The organism is Aeromonas sp. TW 6 (assembly GCF_013168745.1).
GTDB classification, from domain to species: Bacteria; Pseudomonadota; Gammaproteobacteria; order Enterobacterales; family Aeromonadaceae; genus Aeromonas; species Aeromonas caviae.
The window spans coordinates 1-19,747 of sequence record NZ_JABERS010000008.1 but is presented as its reverse complement, the minus strand read 5'-3'; the positions used below and the strand labels follow the sequence as shown (position 1 = coordinate 19,747).

The following is a 19,747-nucleotide window of genomic DNA, read 5'->3' as shown; positions in this document are numbered from 1 at the left end:
GATCCTCACAACGGTGTCATATGGCCTTGAGCCTAACAGGATGAGGCACAACTGCAACCTCGTGGCGGGAGCCCTGCGTCGGGATGCGTCCGTCTCCCTCTGGTCCGTGGAGCAGGCAAAAAAACGCCCCGGCAGGCAAGCGGGGCGAAAGGGAGCCGTCCAATGGCTGCAGAAAAGGGTCAGTGGCCGAACCGTGTCGCCTCGAAGCGATTGAGCAGCCGGTGGATGAGGTAGCAGGCGAGCAAGGTGACCACGATGGCAAAGAGGATGCTGCTCACCCGATAGAGGGCGCTGAACACCAGGTCGTTACCCGGGGTCAGGTACTGGCCGAACAGGATGCCGAGGGTGGTGAGGGCACCGAAGCCGACTCCGGAGCCGCTCGCCTCCTTCACATGGGCATAGCTGAACAGCATGGCGCCGAGCCAGAGCACCGGGGTCACCAGCAGCAGCAAGCCGGACCAGTCATAGAGCACCAGCTGCCCCAGGATGCCGAAACTCACCCCCAGCAGGGTGCCCATGGCCCGCTTGCGGGCATAGTCCAGGGCGCCGTTCCAGTGCATGGGGAAGAGCAGCAGCAGGGTGGTGGCCTGGGCGGACATGGAGTCGCGCAGATCGAAGATCTGGAACACCAGGAACGAGAGGGTCGCGATGGACGCCCCCAGCAGGGCTTCGTGGCGCATCCGGTGCGGCGCCTTGGGGGAGGGGGCCGGCCTGGGGCGCTCCTCCACGTCCGGAATGAGGGCCGTCATCAGATAAGCGATGAGCACCGACAGGACGCTGGCCCAGAGGTTGCTGAAGATGAGGTCGTTCAGATCAATCCCGGGGTAGCTGGCAAAGTGCAGCATGATGCTGAGGCTGAGCACCCCGTTGGCACCGAACAGGAACAGGCTGCCCCGGGACATGGCGGCGAAACGGTAGAGGAAGAGCAAAAAGACCAGGGGGGTCATGAGCCCAGGGTGGCCGCCGAACAGGCCGCCGAGCAGCCCCACTTCCAGACCGCACATGGCGGCGGAGGCGATGAGCTGGCGGGCGGCGTGACCGTTCATCACCGGCACCAGGCCGAGCAGCAGCACCGGGGTGACGGTGAAGAAGACCCCGTTGCTCCAGCCGAAGATCTTGCACAGCACAAACCCCAGGGTACAGCCAAAGGCGATGCGCAGACACTGGCGCAGTTCGTTGGGGGTGAGGGGTCTGTGCCACAGGTTCATGGTCGTCATCTCAATAGATGTAGTGCAGCAGGCTGAGCAGACGGATCTGGCCGCGGGCCAGCAGCCCGGTCAGGGTGTTGTCCGGCAGCAGCTGCACCGTGGCGCGAGCCCCGGCCGGCAGGTGGGCGGGCAGTTGCTCCAGGGTCAGGTGCAGGCGCAGGCGCTGGGCATCCCGCACCCAGCGATCGGACTCGACAGGGTTCGCAAGCTGGCCGTTGGCGTCAAACTGGCCGGCGCTGACCCCGGCATCCAGGCTGGCGACGCGGGCAGGATAGAGGCGACCGGGCTCGCCGTCGAAGGCGACGAGGGCCTGACTGCCGGCGCTGACGTGGCGCAGGCTCTTCTCGCGAAAATCGGCGATCACGTCCACCTGCTCGGAGACCAGGGCCAGCAGGGGGGAGCCCGCATTGGCCACGCTGCCAGGCTTGAGCTGCAGGTTGGTGATGATGCCGTCCTGGCTCGCATGAACCCGGCTGTAGGCGAGGTTGAGCTCGGCCTGGGCGAGGCGGTTGCGGGCCTGGCGCAGCAGCAGGTTGTCTTCCCCTGGCAAGCCGCGGTTGACGCGGGCCTGCTCTACCCGGGCCTGGCTGCCGAGCAGGTTAGCACGGGCGGTGCGGGCGGCGCTGTCGGCGTCATCTTTCTGCTGTTCAGAGACCATGTGACGGCGGTAGAGGGCGTCGATGCGCGCCGCTTCCCGCTGTTTCTGGTCGGCCTGGGTGCGCAGCGAGCTGTACTCCGCCTCGTAGGCGGTCAGGGTCGCGTCCAGCTGGCGGTTCTGCTGCCTGGCCTGATCCAGGGCGAGCCTGGCCTGATCCACGGCGAGCTGGAAGGGTTCCGGGTCGAGGGCGAACAGCAGATCCCCCTGCTTGACGTGCTGGTTGTTGGCGACGGCGACTTCGACCACCTTGCCGCTGACCTGGGGGGCCATCCGGGTGACGACCCGGGTGGCCATGGCCTGGGGGGTCAGGGGCATCTTGATGTCGGCCAGCAGAAAGTAGCCAAACACCAGGACGAAGCAGACGATGGCCCACTTTATCCAGCGCTTGAATTGTTGATCCGGTGTCATCTTATTCTCTCTCTTCATGCTGTGCGGCTATCTTGCCGAGGGCGTTGGCGGAGATGCGGTGCACAATGTCTTCAAACTGGGCCAGCTCCTGCTGGCTGATGCCGGTGAGCAGCTCCCGGCGCACGGCGATGATGCGGCCCTCGATCTGATCGAGCAGCGCCTTGCCCGCCGGGGTCAGGGTGACGATGCGGGCCCGCTTGTCCTGGCTGCAGCAGTGGCGCTCGACCAGCCCCTGATCCTCGAGCTGACCCAGGGTTCGCATCAGGGAGGGGAGCTCTATCTCCAGGGCCTCGGCCAGGGTCTTCTGGCTGAGGTGGCCGCCGAGGCGGCTGAGTTTCCACAGGGCGGTCCAGCGGGGATGGGTGAGCCCCAGAGGTGCCAGCTCGAGATCGGCCACGGTGCGCCAGAGCCGGTGCAGTCGCCCCAGCTGCTCGGCGAGGGAGAGTTCTCGCAACATCTCCAGATCCTTTTTCATGACGGGCACCTCAATTACTTAGCTTGCGAAGCATTATATTTATTTCGCAGGCTAAGTAAATAGTGTGATACAGCTCACGTTCAGGTTTTTTGCCCGGGCCGTGGTGTTTAAGTTTTTATATGGCTTTGCGGGCCAGCTAACCGACAACGGCCGGGGGAGGCGCTAGAGTGGCCACCTTTGAGGTGCGCCAGGCTGGCCATTGACCCGGCCGGGGGACACCCTCACCCTGGGCTTTCCCGTCCGCTGCAAGGTTGAACGATGAAACTGCGCCACCAGCTAGTCACCCTCTCGCTTGGCTTGTCACTACTGCTGATCCTGATCCTGGGCTGTCTGCTCGCCCTCTTCATGCGCCACCTGCTGGAGAACAACCTGAAGGAGAAGGGGAGCGATCTGGCCCGGGTGCTGGCGGCAGACAGCCGGGTGGTCCAGGCCCTGGAGAAGGGGAGCGATCCCGGGCTGCGGGATTATGTGCAGGGGATCTGCAGCCGCACCGACGCCGCCTACATGGTGGTGACCGACGAACATGCCAGGCGCCTGAGCCACCCCTCCCCCGAGCTGGTGGGCCAGACCTTCCGGGGGGAGGACATCTGGCCTGCACTCCAGTCGCGCGAGAGCTACTGCTCCCGGGACGTGGGCACCCTGGGCCCCGCCATCCGCTGCTTCGCTCCCGTGGTGGGGCCCGATGGCCAGGCCATCGGCGCGGTGGCGGTAGGTTATCTGATGCGCACCGTGGAGGGCACCTATCAGGAGCGGATCGCCCTGCTGGTCGGCGCCATCGCGGCGGTGCTGGGGTGTGGCCTGCTGCTGGCGCTCTGGGTGCAGCACCTGCTGCGCCGCACCCTGCTGGATCTGGAGCCGGAAACCATCGCCAATCGCTTCGCCCAGCAGGATCTGGTGCTGGAGGGGATCTCGGAGGGGATAGTGGCCCTGGACAACCAGCACAGGATCACCATGCTCAACAGCGCCGCCTTCTATCAGTTGCGACTGCCCGGCACCGGGCGCCACGCCCTGCTGGGTCGCTCCCTGGCGGAGCTGGCCCCCGGCCTCGTGCCCACGTTGCAGCAAGGGGGGGCGGTCAGGTTCACCGTGCAGGGGGATGACTTCGTCGGCCACTGGCAGGAGCTCAGCGGTCGCGAGCCGGGGCGCATGCTCATCTTCAGCCGGCCAGACGGCACTGGCAGCCTGGGCATGCAGGTGACCCACCTGCGCCAGTACGGCGAGATGCTGCGTATCCAGACCCATGAATTCGCCAACAAGCTCAGCAGCCTTTCCGGCCTGCTCCAGCTCGGCCACGTGGATCAGGCGGTAGACCTCATCCAGCAGGAGAACGAAGCCTGCCAGAACATGTTGCAGGATCTGCTGCGGGTCATCGAGAACAAGCCGGTGGCCGGGCTCATCCTCGGCAAGTTCAGCCGGGCGCGGGAGCTGGGGGTGGAGCTGGTGCTGGATGCGGGGTCGGCCCTCGGGGAGTATCCGGCCGAGGTGTCGGCGGATCTCATCACCTGCATCGGCAACCTGCTGGACAACGGCATTCGCGCCGCCTGGGGGAACCGCGAGCACGCCGCGCCCAGGGTGCTGCTCTCCCTCGATGATCTGGGGCGGCGGCTGGTGATCGAGGTGGAGGACAGTGGCGAGGGGGTGGACGAGGCGCTGGCGGATCACCTGTTCGACTACGGTGTCAGCCGCCAGACCGGGGATCACGGGGTCGGCCTCTTCCTGGTCAAGAAGACGGTGGCCAGGCGGGGGGGCGTGATAGAATGGCGCCGCACCGCCGAGCAGACGACCCTGTTCGGTATCTATTTGAATAAAAACCAATTGGTGTAAGTCATGAAGCCAATCTTCACGCTGATTATCGAGGATGACGAGCGGATAGGCGCCATGTTGGGGGAGCTGGTCTCCTCCACGGCCGGGTTCTCCCTGATGGGGCGGGCCGGCACCCTGGCCGAGGCGGATCGCCTGATGGCGGGGAGCGAGCCCCGCTTGCTGATGGTCGACATCTCCCTGCCCGATGGCTCGGGCCTGGAGTGGGTGAGCCGGCTGCGCAGCCACAACCGGGAGGTGATGGTGATGATGGTGACCGCCTCCTGCGACGTGGAGACCATACAGCAGGCCCTCAACCTGGGAGTCCAGGATTACGTCATCAAGCCGCTGCGGCTGTTTCGCATCCAGCAGAGCCTGGAGGAGATCCTGGTCCTGCATCGCCGCCTGTGCGAGCCGGGGGAGTTGGCCCAGAGCGATCTGGACCGCCTGATGGGCAAGGCGCGCAACCAGGGGCGGGAGGCGCGGGAAACCCCCAAGGGGATCGACGCCATCACCCTGCGCCAGGTGCTGGACCTGCTGGCGGGGGAGCCGGACAACACCTTCTCCACCGACACCGTGGCCCTGCGCCTCTCCCTGAGTCGCACTACGGCCCGCCGTTACCTGGAGTTTCTGGAGTCAGAAGATCGGCTGGACGTGGAGCTCAACTACGGCCAGCGTGGCCGCCCGGAGCGGCGCTACCACTGGCGCCGGGAGTCGTGACCCCGCCGCTGGCACAACGCCGAAGAGGCCGCGCACACCATGCCGCGCAGATAAAAGGGAGCCTTTGAGCTCCCTTTTGTTTCGCCCCGATGCGACCAGGCCCCTCTATCTGGGGTCGCCCGAGAAGGGGTGCAGGGCGGTGCGGGCGCGCTCGAACAGGGCGATGAGGTGATCCGCCACGGCCCGCACCCGCCGGGAGTGGGCGAGATCGCTGTGGAGTACCAGCCAGATGGGCTGATCCACCCCGAGCTCCGGCAGCAGGCAGACCAGATCCGTCTGGCGGGCCAGGTAGTGGGGCAGCACCGCGAGCCCCAGACCGGCCTGGGCGGCGGCGAGCTGGGCCGCCAGGGTGCCGGTCTCCACCCGGCAGGGGCGGCCGCGCAGCATGCGGGTCATCCATCTGGCGGCGGGCAGGTGGCTCTGGGTTTCGTTCCAGCCGATGAAGTCATCCTGATCGAAGCTGGCGGCATCCACCCCGGGGCTGCGGGCATCCAGGTAGGCGCCGGCCCCGTAGAGGCCAAAGCCCAGGGTGCCCAGGCGCCGCAGGGTGAGGTGGCCGGCATCGGGCTTGACCATGCGCACCGCGAGATCGGCATCGCGCCGGTGCAGGTTCACCGTCTGCACCCCGGTGACCAGCTCCACCCTCAGCTCGGGGTGCTGGGCAAAGAGCGTCGGCAGGGAGGGGATGATGAGGGGATTGGCCAGGTTCTCGGCGGTGGCGAGGCGCACGGTGCCGGCCACCTGTCCCTGCAACTGCCCCGCCTCGCCAAAGGCCAGCCCCGCATGTTCCAGCGCCTCGGCTCGCTCAAGCAGGGCCTCCCCGTCGTCGGTCAGGCGATAGCCCTGCTGGTGGCGGCTGAACAGGGGCAGGCCGAGGGCCGCCTCCAGCCTGTCCAGGCGCCGGGAGACGGTGGCCACCCCCATGCGAAGGGCGTGGGCGGCACCGCTCAGGGTGCCGCTGCGGGCGATGGCCAGGAAGACGCGGGCGTCGTCCCAGAGCAGGGGATCGTGCATAGTGTTTCCATAATCGGAAAATGGGTTGCCAGTTATCTCTATATCTCATTAATTTTCGGAAGACCATACTCCCCTGCAACTTGTCAGGGAGAAAATGCGATGCAACGACGAACACTGGGAGCCAACCTGCAGGTCTCTGCCCTGGTGCTGGGCTGCATGGGGATGAGCGAATTCTACGGGCCGCGGGACGATGAGATGTCCTTGCGAGTGCTGGCGGAGGCGGTGGAGCGGGGCATCGACCTGCTCGACACCGCCGACATGTACGGCCCCCACCACAACGAGGCGCTGATCGGGCGTTTTCTCGCGACCCGGCGGGGGCAGGTGAAGGTCGCCACCAAGTTTGGCATCGTGCGCCAGCACGGGGAGTACAGGCGTACCCTCGACAACAGCGCCCGCTATGCGCGCCAGAGCTGCGAGGGCTCCCTGCGCCGCCTCGGCATCGAGCAGATCGATCTCTACTATGTGCACCGCCTCGATCCGGCCCATCCCGTCGATGAGACCATGGCCGGGCTGGCGCAGCTGGTACAGGAGGGCAAGATAGCCCGCATCGGTCTGTGCGAGGTGAGCGAGGCCACCCTGAGGCGCGCCCATGCCGTGCACCCGGTGGCGGCGGTGCAGACCGAATACTCCCTCTGGACCCGGGAGGTGGAGGCGGCGGTGCTGCCCGTCTGCCGGGAGCTGGGGATTGGTCTGGTGGCCTACTCCCCCCTGGGGCGCGGGTTTCTGACCGGGCGTTACCAGCAGGAGGCGGTGTTCGAGGAAGGGGATTTTCGGGCCAGTCTGCCGCGCTTTCAGGGGGAGAACCTCGCCACCAACCGCACCCTGGTGCAGGCGGTCATGGCCCTGACCCGGCAGAAGGGGTGCACGGCGGCGCAGATAGCCCTGGCCTGGCTGCTGGCGCAATGGGAGGGGATAGTGCCCATCCCCGGCACCCGGCGCCTGACCCACCTTGAGGATAACCTCGGCGCCCTCTCGGTGCGCCTCTCCCCAGCGGAGCTCGGGGCCCTGGGCCAGGCCATCCGGACCCTGCCGGTGGCGGGGGAGCGCTATACTGCCGAGGGGATGAAGGGGGTGAACGCATGAGCGGCTCGCACACGGATCGCCATGAACGGGCGTTCGCGCTGCTGGCCCGGCTCGATCCCCAGGCACCCACGCGAGTCGCCGCCAGCCTGGATGCCCTGCCACCGGAACTTGCCGAGCTGGTGCTGGGGTTTGCCTTTGCCGATGTGCTCGCCCGTCCCGGCATCGATCTCTGCACCCGCGAGATACTCACGGTGGCGACCCTGATGGGAATGGGCACGGCGCCCGGACAGCTCGAGTTCCATATCCGGGCCGCCCTCAATGTGGGGGTCAGCCGGGAGACCATCATCGAGATCCTGCTCCAGGTCGCCGTCTATGCCGGAGTGCCCGCCTGCATGAATGGCATCCGTGCGGCCCGCAGCGCCTTCGCCGCCCATGACAAGGGGCGGGGGGGCAGGGATTAAGGTGGAGACGTCACCCTGGCGAAAAGGTCAGGTGTGCCCTGACGAGGGCAGCAAGAAGGGAGCCGAGGCTCCCTTCTTTCATGGTGCTGGCCGGCTCAAGCCCCTTCTGGCAGAGGACGGCGTACCCTCGGCTTGAGCTGGGAGAGCATGACCCCGGTCAGGATGAGGCCGCCCCCCAGCAGGTGATAGCCGTGAATGGGCTCCCCCAGGGTGATGACGGCGATGAGGGCCGTGCACAGGGGCATCAGGTTCATGAAGACCGAGGTGCGCTCCGCCCCCAGGGTGGCGAGGCCGCGCATCCAGCAGTAGGCGGCGAAGATGGAGGAGGCGAGGCTGGCGAACAGCACCATGCTCCAGCCCTGGGCGGGAATGGCCAGGGAGTCGGCAGAGAGGGCCACCGGGATGAGCAGCAGCACTGCCAGCAGGATCTGCAGGTAGAGGTTGAGCCAGGGGCCGAACGGCAGTTGCCAGCGGCGGATCAGCAGGCCATAGAGGGCATAGCTGGCCGCCCCCAGCAGCATCATGCCATCGCCCGGGTTGATGCCGCTGTGCAGCAGTGCCAGGGGGTTGCCCTGACCCAGCAGCCAGAGCACCCCGAACAGGGAGAGGCTCATGCCGAGCAGCGCCTGCTTGCCCGGCTTCTGGCCAAAGCAGCAGGCCCCGATGAGCAGGGTGAGCAGGGGCAGCAGGGAGCCGATGACCCCCATGTTGGTGGCCGAGGTGCTGTGGGCGGCGTAGTAGGCGAGGCACTGGTAGAGCACCATGCCGAGCAGGGAGAGCACCAGCAGCTTGCCGAGCCAGGGGCGGATGTCGGCCCGGCGGCGCCAGAGCTGCGGCAGGCAGAAGGGGGAGAGCGCGAGGGCGGCGATCACCCAGCGATAGAAGGAGATGGCGGCGGGATCCAGCACGCCGGCGGCGGCCTTGGAGACCACGGTATTGGCGGCCCAGATCAGGATGGCGAGCAGGGGGAAGAGAAAAAGCATAGGCACTCCTTGGTACGATGGGGAGAGTCTAGCCTTGTCTTGAACGAGGTAAGTAGCGTAAATAAGACATGTCATAACCGCTTTGGGACAATCTGCATGGGCACCCTCACCCTGGCCGAGCAGGATCGCCTGCTGGCCGACCCCAACCCCCTCTACTTTCGCTACAGCCAGATCCAGGGGGGCAACGCCTGCGCCGAGCACGCCCACCCCTGGGGTCAGCTCAGCCTCATCAGCCTGGGGGTCATGGTGGTGGAGGTGGGGGGAGAGCGGCTGGTGGCGCCTCCGGACTACCTCATCTGGGTGCCGGCGGACCTGCCCCACACCGCCTTCAACGAGCAGACCCTGGATTACACCTCCATCTACGTGAGCCACGCCCTGGCACCGCGCCTGCCACGGGAACCCCAGCTGCTGGCGCTCACCCCCTTGCTGCGGGCCCTGCTGGAGGACTTCACCCAGCGCCGGGTCGGCCACATGGAGGATGAGTGGGATGCCCGTCAGGGTGAGCTCTTCATCGAGAAGCTGGCCCGCACCCGTTGCCAGCCGAGCTACCTGCCCCAGAGCCGGGATCGCCTGCTGGCACCCTTGCTGGCGGCATTGCAGGCGGCGCCGGAGGACAACCGCACGCTGGTGGAGTGGGCCAGGGCGCTGCACACCACGGAGCGCACCCTGGCGCGGCGCTGCCAGAAGGAGCTTGGCATGAGCCTGGGCCAGTGGCGCACCCGGCTGCGGCTGGTGAAGGCGCTGGACTGGCTGCGGGGCGAGATGCCGGTGCAGGAGATCGCCTGGCGCCTCGGTTACGCCTCCACCTCGGCTTTTATCGCCATGTTCCAGCGCGAACAGGGTTGTGCCCCCCAGCGCTATCGCCAACAGCTGGGGATCGGCGCCGGGCAGGCACAGCTCTGACCGCGACCGCACCAGCAATGAAAAGGGCGCCCGCAGGCGCCCTTGTGGATCACGGGATGGGCTTAGAAGAAGCCGAGGGGGTTGATGTCGTGGCTCACCAGCAGATTCTTGGTGTTCTGGTAGTGGTCCAGCATCATCTTGTGGGTCTCACGACCGATCCCCGACTTCTTGTAGCCGCCAAAGGCCGCATGGGCCGGGTAGGCGTGGTAGCAGTTGACCCAGACCCGGCCGGCCTGGATGCCGCGCCCCATGCGCCAGGCCAGATTGCTGTCCCGGGTCCACAGGCCCGCCCCCAGCCCGTACTGGGTGTCGTTGGCAATGGCCAGGGCATCCGCCTCGTCCTTGAAGGTGGTGACCCCGAGCGCCGGCCCGAAGATCTCCTCCTGGAACACCCGCATCTTGTTCTGGCCGTGGAAGATGGTGGGCTGGATGTAGAAGCCCCCCTCCAGCCCGCTCACCTTGGCCGGGCCGCCGCCGATCAGCATTTTTGCCCCTTCGCCGCGGCCGATCTCCATGTAGCTCAGGATCTTGTCGAACTGCTCGCGGGACGCCTGGGCCCCCACCTGGGTCGTGGTGTCGAGGGGGTTGCCCTGCACTATGGTGCGGGCGCGGGCCAGCACCCGGTCCATGAAGTCGTCATAGATGCTGGCCTGCACCAGAGCGCGGGAGGGGCAGGTACACACCTCCCCCTGGTTGAAGAAGGTCATCAGCATCCCTTCCACCGCCTTGTCGATGTAGCTGCTCTCGTGCTGCATCACGTCGGCGAAGTAGATGTTGGGGGACTTGCCGCCCAGCTCCACGGTGGAGGGGATGAGCTTGTCGGCGGCGCAGCGCAGGATGTGGGCCCCCACCTCGGTGGAACCGGTGAAGGCGAGCTTCTGGATCCGGTTGCTGGTGGCGAGCGCCTGACCCGCCTCGGCGCCAAAGCCGTTGACCACGTTGACCACGCCGGGGGGCAGGATGTCCTTGATGAGATCCATCATCAGCATGATGGTGACCGGGGTCTGCTCGGCGGGCTTGAGCACGCTGCAGCAGCCGGCCGCCAGTACCGGGGCCAGCTTCCAGGCGGCCATCAGCAGGGGGAAGTTCCACGGGATGATCTGGCCGACCACGCCGATGGGCTCCTTGAAGTGGTAGCTGACGGTGTTCTGGTCCAGCTCGGCGGCGGAGCCCTCCTGGGCGCGGATGCAGCCGGCAAAGTAGCGGAAGTGATCCACCACCAGGGGCAGGTCGGCGGCCAGGGTCTCGCGCACCGCCTTGCCGTTCTCCCAGGTCTCGGCGACGGCAAGCCGCTCGATGTTCTGTTCGATGCGATCGGCGATGCGCAGCAGCAGATTGCTGCGCTCGGTGACGCTGGTCTTGCTCCAGCTGGCGAACGCCTTGTGGGCCGCGTCCAGGGCGAGCTCGATGTCGGCGGCGTCGGAGCGGGCCACCTCGCAGAACACCCGGCCATCCACCGGCGAGATGTTCTCGAAATAGCGGCCGGCGCGCGGCGCCACCCAGTCGCCACCGATGAAGTTGTCATAACGGGATTTGAAGCTGACCAGGGCACCTGCCTGACCGGGAGCGGTATAAATCATCTCATCATCCTTATGTGTGTGTGGTCCTGACCGGCCTGGCGGGCAGTCCGGTTGCTTCCTGTCATCGCAAGGGGCGTGCCAGCGGGTGGCGCTCTACACAAAAAGGTTGCAAAAACGTTATCAAACGGGGTGCCAAGGGGTATCTTGGTTAACCAGTGCCCCCCAGGACGGCCCCCGAACTGTGCCGTTTCTGAACATCGGGTGTGACACTGTGCCGTTTGTGAACAGGAGACGTGATGAAGGCGCTCCCCCAAGGCGGCCCTATTCGCGAGTGTGTAGAAGGAGGTGTGATGAGCGAGTTGCCTCAATCCGGTGCCAGCCCAATCCAGCGCTCCTGGGAGCGCTGCCTGCATCAGGGGCTGAGCCGCCAGCAGAGCGCCGAGCTGGACTTGCTGCCCCAGGGGGAGCTGTCGGCTCGCCAGGAGCAGCACAGGACGCTCATCGCCTGCTTCCAGCGCTTCGTGCTGCCGCTCTTTGGCCAGTTGCTGGCGGGCAGACCCTGTCGTCTGCTGCTGTGTGACGGCGAGGGGGCCATCCTCGCGGTGAGCGGAGACGACCGGTTTGCCCGCCATGCCGAGCGCATTTTTTTGCGCAGCGGCGCCCGCTGGGGGGAGGCGAGCAAGGGCACCAACGCCATCGGCACCGCGCTGGCCGAGCAGAACGAGGTGCAGGTGCTGGGGGCGCAGCACTTCTTCGCCCAGCACAGTTTTCTCAGTTGCAGCGCCTGCCCCCTGCTCGGGCCGGACGGGCAACTGCTCGGCGTGCTCGACATCTCCACCGATGCGTCCCACCACGGCGGCGACATGCTGGGCACGGTGCGCCTCCTGGCCATGACCCTGGAAAACGCCCTGCTGGCCCGCCAGCCGGGCTGGCTGGTGGATCTCGATCCCCAGAGCCTCTGGTCTGCCCGTCTGCTGCTGGGGGAAGGGGGCGAGCTGCTCGGGGCCAACCGGGCCGGTCGGCTCTGGCTCGGCCAGCACCCCTTCGACGGCAAGCAGCTGCTGCGCGAGCGCCGCGGGCTGCGATTGGTGCCGGAGGCGGGGGAGCGCGCCGCCAGGCTCCCCCTGCCGAGCGCGGTTGAGGAGGGGGGATCGCAGGCGCAGCAGGTGCCGCTCAAGATGCTGGAGCGGGGCATCTCATTGCTCATCGAGGGGGAGACCGGCAGCGGCAAGGAGCACCTGGTGCGCACCCTGCACGCCAGATCGAGCCGTCGGGAGCGGCCTCTGGTGTGCGTCAACTGCGGCGCCTTGCCGGCGGAGCTGGTGGAGGCCGAGCTGTTCGGCTATGTGGGGGGGGCCTTCAGCGGTGCCCGCAGCCAGGGCAGCCAGGGCTATCTGCGCGCCGCCCACGGCGGCATCCTGATGCTGGATGAAATTGGCGAGCTGCCGCTCCAGGCCCAGACCCGGCTGCTGCGGGTGTTGCAGGAGCGCGTTGTCACCCCGGTAGGCAGCCACAGACCCGAGGCGGTGGACTTCTGGCTGGTCAGCGCCAGCCATCGGGATCTGGCGGCCATGGTGGCGGCCGGCACCTTTCGCGAAGATCTCTACTACCGCATCTGCGGCTGGCGCCAGCAACTGGCACCCCTGCGGGCCTGGTCGGTGCCCGAGCGTCAGGGGCTGATCCTGAACCTGCTCGCCCAGATGGACCCGGCACTGCAACTGAGCCGGGAGGCGGAGCAGCGGTTGCTGGCCCATCCTCTGCCCGGCAACGTGCGCCAGCTCAAACAGGCGCTGGAGGTGGCCTGTGTACTGGCAGAGGGGCAGGGCTGGATTGAACCTGCCCATCTGCATCTGCCCGCCGTGGCGGGGGGAGCGAGCTCACCTTTGGGAGGGAGTACCCTGCGCGAGCAGAGTCGGCAGCGGGTGCAACAGACCCTGGCAGAGTGCGGCGGCAACGTGAGCGAGGCGGCGCGCCGTCTTGGCATCAGTCGCACCACCCTCTATCGGGCGCTGCGGGAGGAGGGGTGAAGGGTGTCGCGCCGTCCAGCGCTTGTGTAGACTGCGGTGGCAAGGACGTTTTTTCGTTATGTTTCCATCGCAGGGAGTGCGCAATGATCCATCTTACGACCGACGAGGCTCCCCGCCTCTCTCCCGGCTGCTGGCCGATGCCGCTTGCGCCCCATGGGGCCCGTGCCGGTTAGTCGGCACCCGTCTGCGCCCGGTGCGGCGCGTGTAATAACCTTGGATCTGGATCAGCGCGGTCCGGCGCTTCAAGGTGTAGGGTAAAAGCCCTTTTTCAGGTGTGATGCCGATGATCCCTTCCTATTCCCGCATGACGACGCTGTTGTTCTGGTGCCTGCTGGCGGCGAGCCTGCTGGCCATGGTGTTATTCGAATTCGGACCCGAGCGGCGGCTCGACATCCTGAGCCAGGCCGGTTTGTCCGTGCGTGCCCAGGATGACAGGGCCCACAAGGGCTCCTCCGTCGCCACCCTGAGTCAGGGGGGCGACAGACCCGCCATCCAGTGCACCCTGCGAAGCCAATATGCCTATCCTTTCTGCGAGCTGGTTTTGACCCTGACCGACCCCGAGCGGGGGCTGGATCTCTCCGGCTTCACCGGGGTGCGGGTGAGGCTGGATGTAGAAGGGCAGGGGGTACAGGCCTGGCGCCTTTATCTGCGCAACTACGATCCCGTCTACTCGACGCGGGAAGACGAGAGTTCCCACAAGTTCAACGAAGTGCTCTTCACCGCCAGGGATTTTGGTCGTGAGCAGGATGTCCCCCTGAATGTCTTTGCCCCCAGCTCCTGGTGGGTGCAGCAGTACGACATTCCGCTGGTCCAGCAGGGGCCGGATCTGCACCATGTTTACGCCATCGAGATCGCCTCCGATGACAAGATGTTGCCGGGGGAGCACCGGTTGCGGCTCGAGCGGCTGGAGTTCTATGGCCGCTGGTGCAAGCCGGGGGACTTCTATCGCTATCTGCTGCTGGGGTGGCTTGTCTACGGCGTGCTGCTCTTCCTGGTCCAGAACCTGATGTTCGGGGATCGGCTGCGCAAGGCCAGGGAGGCGCGCCTCGCGGCTGAAGCCCTGAGTGCGAGCCTGTGCGAGCAGAACCGGCGCACCGAGGAGGAGGCCCGTTACGATCCCCTGACCGGGGCCCTCAATCGGCTCGGCGGCGAAAAGCTGCTCGGGGAGCTCGGCGAGATGCCGCTCTCCTTCATCTACATCGACATCGATCACTTCAAGGGGGTCAACGACGGTCACGGCCACCCGGTGGGGGACGAGGTGCTCAAGCACATGGTGAGCGAGCTGCTGCGCCATTGCGACAGCCTGTGCCGACTGGTGCGCTGGGGCGGGGAGGAGTTCGTGCTGGTCTGCCTCCATTACGACGAGGGACGGGCCGCCGCCCTGGCGGAGCGGCTGAGAGGGGCGCTGGAGGGGTACAGGCACTGGCCGCTGGGGCTCGGTATCACCGCCTCCTTCGGGGTGGCCGAGCGGCGCAAGGATAGCCTGGAGCAGGCGCTCAAGCGGGCCGACGAGGCGCTCTATCAGGCCAAGCAGAATGGTCGCAACCGGGTGGAGGTGGCGCCCGACTGATCCGGCGCTGGAGCCCATGGCCGGGCGGGGCTATCATGCGCCCCATCATTTATCCGAGGAGAGATGCCATGGCACAACACATTGGCGCCCTGACGCTGCTGGTGGCGGATTACGACGAGGCCATCGCCTTCTTCACCCGGGGAATGGGCTTCGAGCTACTGGAAGACACCCCCTCGACGAGCCGGGCAAACCGGGCAAACGCTGGGTGCGGGTCGCTCCCAAGGGGGCTCCCGGCTCCGCCCTGCTGCTGGCTCGCGCGGCCAACGAGGAGCAGCGCGCCGCCATCTGTCGCCAGGGGGGCGGTCGGGTCTTCCTGTTCCTTGAGACCGACGACTTCTGGGGCGATTACGAGCGGATGCTGGCCTATGGTGTTCATTTTTGTGAACAGCCGCGCCTCGAACCCTACGGCACCGTGGTGGTGTTCGAGGACATCAGTGGCAATCGCTGGGACCTGCTGCAACTCGCTGCTGCCAACTGAATCTGAAAACGTTTATCATCCCGCCCGTCATAAAGTCATAAAAGTGTCACAGAAAGTTCTAATAATTGGCGCACCCATCTTCACAGAGGAGAGAGAAGGGATATGGCTAAGCGAATTCTGGTGGTCGAGGACGAGGCACCGATCCGCGAAATGCTCTGCTTCGTGCTTGAGCAGAAGGGATATGAAACAGTAGAAGCAGAAGATTACGCCGATGGACTGGCAAAGGTGCGCGAACCCTACCCCGAACTCATCGTGCTGGACTGGATGATGCCAGGTGGCAGCGGTATCCAGTTCCTCAAGCAGCTCAAGCAGGATGAGATGACTCGCCAGATCCCGGTGGTGATGCTGACCGCCCGGGGCGAGGAAGAGGACAAGGTGCGCGGGCTCGAGGCCGGTGCCGACGACTACATCACCAAGCCCTTCTCCCCCAAGGAGCTCACCGCCCGCCTGCACGCCGTGATGCGCCGCGTCTCTCCCACCTCGGTGGACGAGGTGATCGAGGTGCAGGGGCTCAAACTGGATCCCGTTTCCCACCGGGTCAGTGCCGAGGAGAAGGCCCTCGACATGGGGCCGACCGAATTCAAGCTGCTGCACTTCTTCATGACCCACCCCGAGCGGGTCTACAGCCGCGAGCAGTTGCTCAACAACGTCTGGGGTACCAACGTGTATGTCGAGGACAGGACGGTGGACGTGCACATTCGCCGCCTGCGCAAGGCCATCGAAGAGACGGGGCACGACAGATTGATCCAGACGGTGCGCGGGGCCGGCTACCGCTTCTCGACCCGTCTCTAGGTCAGGGCCAGTGCCGCCAGCGCCTGCCGGCGGGCATTGGACCCGGCTCTTTGCTGCCTCTAGGAGATCTTAATGTTGCAACCTTACGCCTGGCGGCGACAGTTGTGGCGAATGGCGTTCTTCTACAGCCCCTTCGTCTTGGTAGGTTGGTTAATCGATCATCTCGTTCTCTGCCTGCTGGTGGCCACTGTGGTGCACCTGGTCTGGCACTACCGCTTCCAGAAGCGGCTGTCGGACTGGCTGTGGCACGATCGCAGCCTGGTGCCGCCCCACGGCAGCGGCAGCTGGGAGCACATCTTCAACGGCATCTACAAGTTGCAGCAGCGTCACCGGGCCCGGCGCCGGGAGCTGGCGGGCCTCATCCGCCGCTTTCGGGAAGGGGCGGAGGCGCTGCCCGATGCGGCCGTGGTGTTTCGCACCGACGGCAGCATCCTCTGGTGCAACCGGCTGGCGGAGCAACTGCTCGGCTTTCGCTGGCCCGAGGATGCCGGCCAGCACATCGGCAACCTGATCCGTCACCCCGCCTTCGTCGCCTATCTGGGCAAGGGGCAGTATGACGAGCCATTCGAGATGCACTCCCCCATCAACGAGGAGAAGTTCCTCGAATTTCGCATCATGCCCTATGCGGAGGATCAGGCCATGCTGGTGGTGCGGGATGTGACCCGGCTGCGCAGCCTGGAGAAGACGCGCAAGCACTTCGTCTCCAACGTCTCTCACGAGTTGCGTACCCCCCTCACCGTGCTCAAGGGGTATCTGGAGATGACCGAGGAGCTGCCGCCCCCCGCCATGTGGGCCAAGGCGCACAAGGTGATGATGGAGCAGACGATCCGCATGGACAATCTGGTCAACCAGCTGCTCACCCTGTCGCGCATCGAGGCGGCGCCCACCGTGGATCTCTCCCATCTGGTGGACATGCCCGCCATGCTGGGGCTGCTGGAGCAGGAGGCGCGGGCGCTCTCCGGCGAGCGGGCCCACGAAATCGTCTTCATGGTCCAGCCCAATCTGCTGGTGCGCGGGGATCAGGATCAGCTGCGCAGCGCCGTCTCCAACCTGGTCTACAACGCCATCCACTACACCCCGGCGGGGCGCAAGATCACCGTGGAGTGGCGCAAGCAGGGGAGCATGGCGCTGTTTGCGGTGCAGGATGAGGGGGAGGGGATCCCCCCCGAGCATCTGGCACGGCTCACCGAGCGGTTCTATCGGGTCGACAAGGCCCGCTCGCGCCACACCGGAGGGTCCGGGCTCGGCCTTGCCATCGTCAAGCATGCCCTGAGTCATCACGATGCCCATCTCGATATCGAGAGCCGGGTCGGTGCGGGCAGCCGCTTCAGCTTTCTTATTCCCGCCCGCATGGTGCTGGTGAAATAATATTTTGTGTCAATGTGTTAGCAACGATAGAAGGGCTGCATCGCAGCCCTTTTTTCATCCGGGCCACTCTCGGCCCATGTCATCAAAGTGTCATATAAATTCCATAAATTTGTCACTGCCAGGCCAGATACTGGCGCCGTCTTAAAGAACGGACCTTCTGTAACACTGGAGAAGGAGTGGTGCTGGCCCACGGATCATTGCGATCGGGTGTCAACCACGTTAGACGTCAACCTGACGATTGCCTTCTGCAACCTTGGACTTGGAGAGATTGGATGAAACTCAACAAACTGGCTGGTGTCATCGGATTCACCGCAGCAACCCTGTTTTCTGTCAGCGCTCTGGCTGCCGGTGTGGATAAAGACCTGCCGGAATACACACCGACCAGCGGCATCTCGGGCAACCTGTCCTCTGTCGGCTCGGACACTCTGGCCAACATGATGACCCTGTGGGCCGAAGAATTTAAGCGCATGTATCCCAACGTCAACGTGCAGATCCAGGCCGCCGGTTCTTCCACCGCACCGACTGCCCTGACCGAGGGCGTCGCCCAGTTTGGCCCCATGAGCCGCGCCATGAAGGCCGGTGAAGAGGAGGCATTCGAGAAGCGCTACGGCTACAAGCCGACCGCCATCCGCGTCGCCGTCGATGCCCTGGCCGTGTTCGTCAACAAGGACAACCCCATCAAGGGGCTGACCATGTCGCAGATCGACGCCATCTTCTCCAGCACCCTCAAGTGCGGCGAAGCCAAGGCGGCCACCAAGTGGTCTGATCTGGGTCTGGACGGCAGCTGGTCCGGCAAGGATCTGCAACTGTTCGGTCGCAACTCCGTGTCCGGTACCTACGGTTACTTCAAGGAACACGCCCTGTGCAACGGTGACTTCAAGAGCGGCGTGAACGAGCAGCCGGGCTCCGCCTCCGTGGTACAGTCCGTCTCCTCCTCCCTGAACGGCATCGGCTACTCCGGTATCGGCTACGTCACCTCCGGCGTGCGCGCCGTTCCGCTCTCCAAGGATGGCAAGACCTTCATCGAGGCGAGCTCCGACAACGCCATCACCGGCAAGTACCCGCTGTCGCGCTTCCTGTACGTCTACGTGAACAAGCATCCGAACAAGCCGCTCTCCCCGATGGAGCAGGAGTTTGTGAAGATGATGCTCTCCAAGGCGGGCCAGACCATCGTTGCCAAGGACGGCTATGTGCCGGTCCCGGCCAAGGTGGTTCAGGCCGACCTGAAGAAGCTGGGCATCATGTAACAGAACATGCCCTTGCAGAAAAACGAGCCCCATGCGGGCTCGTTTTCATTGGTGCGCCCCAGGATCTTTTTGGTCGCAGGGCGCAGCGCCCGGCTTGCGCCGGGCGGCGGCATTTCCGAGAATAGGGCAACTTCACGGCAAAGGACCCTCTCATGCGCGCATCTTCCCTCTCCAGACTGGCCCTGACGGCCTTGTGCAGCGCCCTGCTGGCCGGCTGCGCCCAGTCGCCGACTGGTCGCAACCAGATGCTGCTTTTCTCCCCCCAGCAGATGAACCAGCTGGGCGCCGACTCCTTCACCCAGATGAAGCAGCAGGAGAAGGTGAGCACGGATGCCAGGATGAATGCCTATGTGGGCTGCGTGGCCAAGGCGGTGACCGCCCAGGTGCCTGCCAGCTATGGCATCACCAGCTGGGAGGTAGTGGTGTTCGACTCCAAGGAGATCAACGCCTTCGCCCTGCCCGGCGGCAAGATAGGCGTTTACAGCGGCCTGCTGAAAGTCGCCAAGAATCAGGACCAGCTCGCCACCGTCATCGGTCACGAGCTGACCCACGTGCTGGCCCAGCACTCCAACGAGCGCCTCTCCCGGGATCAGCTGACCGGTATCGGGCTGGCGGTGGCGGACGCCGCCATCGGCAGCAGCGACAGCCTCGGGGGCGCTGCCACCATGGCCGCCCTGGGCCTCGGGGTCCAGGTGGGGATAGCCCTGCCTTTTGGCAGAACCCAGGAGAGCGAGGCGGACCGGCTCGGCCTCGAGCTGATGGCCCGCGCCGGGTTCAACCCGGCCGAAGCCGTCACCCTGTGGCAGAACATGAGCGCCGCCTCCGGTGGCAAGGCACCGCCCCAGCTGCTCTCCACCCACCCCAGCGACCAGAGCCGGATCGCCAACCTGCAGGCCCAGCAGGCCGAAGTGCAGCCCCTGTACCAGCAGGCGAAAGCATCAGGGCTGGTTCCCCAGTGCAAGGCGTCAGGGCCGACGCATGATCATTCTCTGCACAAGTTGATCAAGTCTCGATCAGTTGAACGGCTCCAAGTACGATTTTAATTGTACCTTGCGTTGCCAAGCTGTAAATAGTCGAGATCTTAACCAACTG

At 65.6% G+C, this 19,747-nt stretch carries 16 protein-coding genes and 2 pseudogenes; 12 read left to right on the top strand and 6 right to left on the bottom strand.

Features of this window, described 5'->3' with window-relative positions; translation table 11 throughout:
- Window positions 1-179: 179 nt before the first annotated feature.
- The 3 genes from HKD46_RS05690 to slyA are packed head-to-tail and all read right to left on the bottom strand — an operon-like array spanning window position 180 to window position 2,749.
- A complete protein-coding gene (locus HKD46_RS05690) occupies window positions 180-1,208 on the bottom strand; it encodes a DUF2955 domain-containing protein (protein WP_010673457.1) in 1,029 nt (342 codons plus the stop codon).
- A 10-nt stretch (window positions 1,209-1,218) separates the two neighbouring features.
- Window positions 1,219-2,274: an HlyD family secretion protein gene (locus tag HKD46_RS05685; RefSeq protein WP_010673458.1), complete on the bottom strand. Its 1,056-nt coding sequence runs from the start codon at window positions 2,272-2,274 to the stop codon at window positions 1,219-1,221.
- Window position 2,275: 1 nt separating this feature from the next.
- Window positions 2,276-2,749, bottom strand: a complete 474-nt coding sequence (gene slyA, locus HKD46_RS05680; RefSeq protein WP_053288156.1) for a transcriptional regulator SlyA — start codon at window positions 2,747-2,749, stop codon at window positions 2,276-2,278.
- A gap of 258 nt (window positions 2,750-3,007) precedes the next feature.
- Between slyA and HKD46_RS05675 the strand changes: the two genes are divergently transcribed.
- Window positions 3,008-4,573, top strand: coding sequence for a sensor histidine kinase (locus HKD46_RS05675; protein WP_041213369.1), 1,566 nt, complete (start codon window positions 3,008-3,010; stop codon window positions 4,571-4,573).
- Between the two features lie 3 nt (window positions 4,574-4,576).
- Window positions 4,577-5,269, top strand: coding sequence for a response regulator (locus tag HKD46_RS05670; protein ID WP_039039279.1), 693 nt, complete (start codon window positions 4,577-4,579; stop codon window positions 5,267-5,269).
- 105 nt (window positions 5,270-5,374) lie between these two features.
- On the opposite strand, the gene HKD46_RS05665 is transcribed toward HKD46_RS05670, so the two are convergent.
- Window positions 5,375-6,283 carry a LysR family transcriptional regulator gene (locus tag HKD46_RS05665; protein ID WP_161470779.1) on the bottom strand — a complete coding sequence of 303 codons (909 nt, stop codon included), beginning with the start codon at window positions 6,281-6,283 and terminating at the stop codon, window positions 5,375-5,377.
- Window positions 6,284-6,382: 99 nt separating this feature from the next.
- Between HKD46_RS05665 and HKD46_RS05660 the strand changes: the two genes are divergently transcribed.
- Both HKD46_RS05660 and HKD46_RS05655 read left to right on the top strand, forming a co-directional pair.
- Window positions 6,383-7,366, top strand: coding sequence for an aldo/keto reductase (locus HKD46_RS05660; protein WP_161470780.1), 984 nt, complete (start codon window positions 6,383-6,385; stop codon window positions 7,364-7,366).
- Complete coding sequence (locus HKD46_RS05655) at window positions 7,363-7,767, top strand: carboxymuconolactone decarboxylase family protein (RefSeq protein ID WP_161470781.1); 405 nt, start codon at window positions 7,363-7,365, stop codon at window positions 7,765-7,767. Before HKD46_RS05660 ends, HKD46_RS05655 begins: the two co-directional genes overlap by 4 nt.
- Window positions 7,768-7,862: 95 nt before the next feature.
- Here HKD46_RS05655 and HKD46_RS05650 read toward each other — a convergent pair whose 3' ends face one another.
- Window positions 7,863-8,750: a DMT family transporter gene (locus HKD46_RS05650; RefSeq protein WP_171865014.1), complete on the bottom strand. Its 888-nt coding sequence runs from the start codon at window positions 8,748-8,750 to the stop codon at window positions 7,863-7,865.
- A 96-nt stretch (window positions 8,751-8,846) separates the two neighbouring features.
- On the opposite strand from HKD46_RS05650, the gene HKD46_RS05645 reads away from it, so the two are divergent.
- A complete protein-coding gene (locus tag HKD46_RS05645) occupies window positions 8,847-9,653 on the top strand; it encodes a helix-turn-helix transcriptional regulator (RefSeq protein ID WP_171865013.1) in 807 nt (268 codons plus the stop codon).
- Between the two features lie 62 nt (window positions 9,654-9,715).
- On the opposite strand, the gene HKD46_RS05640 is transcribed toward HKD46_RS05645, so the two are convergent.
- Window positions 9,716-11,233, bottom strand: coding sequence for an aldehyde dehydrogenase family protein (locus HKD46_RS05640; protein ID WP_171865012.1), 1,518 nt, complete (start codon window positions 11,231-11,233; stop codon window positions 9,716-9,718).
- A gap of 290 nt (window positions 11,234-11,523) precedes the next feature.
- Between HKD46_RS05640 and HKD46_RS05635 the strand changes: the two genes are divergently transcribed.
- The 7 genes and pseudogenes from HKD46_RS05635 to HKD46_RS05605 all read left to right on the top strand — a co-directional run.
- Window positions 11,524-13,200, top strand: a complete 1,677-nt coding sequence (locus tag HKD46_RS05635; protein WP_141116534.1) for a sigma-54-dependent Fis family transcriptional regulator — start codon at window positions 11,524-11,526, stop codon at window positions 13,198-13,200.
- A 283-nt stretch (window positions 13,201-13,483) separates the two neighbouring features.
- Complete coding sequence (locus HKD46_RS05630; protein ID WP_171865011.1) at window positions 13,484-14,770, top strand: diguanylate cyclase; 1,287 nt, start codon at window positions 13,484-13,486, stop codon at window positions 14,768-14,770.
- Between the two features lie 68 nt (window positions 14,771-14,838).
- A pseudogene (locus tag HKD46_RS05625) lies at window positions 14,839-15,248 on the top strand (VOC family protein).
- Between the two features lie 102 nt (window positions 15,249-15,350).
- Window positions 15,351-16,040, top strand: a complete 690-nt coding sequence (gene phoB, locus HKD46_RS05620; protein ID WP_010673471.1) for a phosphate regulon transcriptional regulator PhoB — start codon at window positions 15,351-15,353, stop codon at window positions 16,038-16,040.
- 72 nt (window positions 16,041-16,112) lie between these two features.
- Entirely contained in the window at window positions 16,113-17,408 is a 1,296-nt protein-coding gene (phoR, locus tag HKD46_RS05615) for a phosphate regulon sensor histidine kinase PhoR (RefSeq protein WP_161470785.1), read from the top strand.
- A gap of 272 nt (window positions 17,409-17,680) precedes the next feature.
- A complete protein-coding gene (locus HKD46_RS05610; RefSeq protein ID WP_039039286.1) occupies window positions 17,681-18,655 on the top strand; it encodes a PstS family phosphate ABC transporter substrate-binding protein in 975 nt (324 codons plus the stop codon).
- 152 nt (window positions 18,656-18,807) lie between these two features.
- Window positions 18,808-19,620 (top strand): annotated as a pseudogene (locus HKD46_RS05605) (M48 family metallopeptidase); the annotation flags it as partial.
- Window positions 19,621-19,747: the final 127 nt, after the last annotated feature.

Excerpts from the sequence above, each read along its gene's own strand:
- HKD46_RS05645 (WP_171865013.1), top strand. The coding sequence starts at position 8,847 with ATGGGCACCCTCACCCTGGCCGAGCAGGATCGCCTGCTGGCCGACCCC.
- HKD46_RS05655 (WP_161470781.1), top strand. The coding sequence starts at position 7,363 with ATGAGCGGCTCGCACACGGATCGCCATGAACGGGCGTTCGCGCTGCTG.
- HKD46_RS05660 (WP_161470780.1), top strand. The coding sequence starts at position 6,383 with ATGCAACGACGAACACTGGGAGCCAACCTGCAGGTCTCTGCCCTGGTG.
- HKD46_RS05690 (WP_010673457.1), bottom strand. The coding sequence starts at position 1,208 with ATGAACCTGTGGCACAGACCCCTCACCCCCAACGAACTGCGCCAGTGT.
- HKD46_RS05650 (WP_171865014.1), bottom strand. The coding sequence starts at position 8,750 with ATGCTTTTTCTCTTCCCCCTGCTCGCCATCCTGATCTGGGCCGCCAAT.
- HKD46_RS05685 (WP_010673458.1), bottom strand. The coding sequence starts at position 2,274 with ATGACACCGGATCAACAATTCAAGCGCTGGATAAAGTGGGCCATCGTC.
- HKD46_RS05635 (WP_141116534.1), top strand. The coding sequence starts at position 11,524 with ATGAGCGAGTTGCCTCAATCCGGTGCCAGCCCAATCCAGCGCTCCTGG.
- phoB (WP_010673471.1), top strand. The coding sequence starts at position 15,351 with ATGGCTAAGCGAATTCTGGTGGTCGAGGACGAGGCACCGATCCGCGAA.
- HKD46_RS05670 (WP_039039279.1), top strand. The coding sequence starts at position 4,577 with ATGAAGCCAATCTTCACGCTGATTATCGAGGATGACGAGCGGATAGGC.
- HKD46_RS05675 (WP_041213369.1), top strand. The coding sequence starts at position 3,008 with ATGAAACTGCGCCACCAGCTAGTCACCCTCTCGCTTGGCTTGTCACTA.
- HKD46_RS05610 (WP_039039286.1), top strand. The coding sequence starts at position 17,681 with ATGAAACTCAACAAACTGGCTGGTGTCATCGGATTCACCGCAGCAACC.
- HKD46_RS05640 (WP_171865012.1), bottom strand. The coding sequence starts at position 11,233 with ATGATTTATACCGCTCCCGGTCAGGCAGGTGCCCTGGTCAGCTTCAAA.
- slyA (WP_053288156.1), bottom strand. The coding sequence starts at position 2,749 with ATGAAAAAGGATCTGGAGATGTTGCGAGAACTCTCCCTCGCCGAGCAG.
- phoR (WP_161470785.1), top strand. The coding sequence starts at position 16,113 with ATGTTGCAACCTTACGCCTGGCGGCGACAGTTGTGGCGAATGGCGTTC.
- HKD46_RS05630 (WP_171865011.1), top strand. The coding sequence starts at position 13,484 with ATGATCCCTTCCTATTCCCGCATGACGACGCTGTTGTTCTGGTGCCTG.
- HKD46_RS05665 (WP_161470779.1), bottom strand. The coding sequence starts at position 6,283 with ATGCACGATCCCCTGCTCTGGGACGACGCCCGCGTCTTCCTGGCCATC.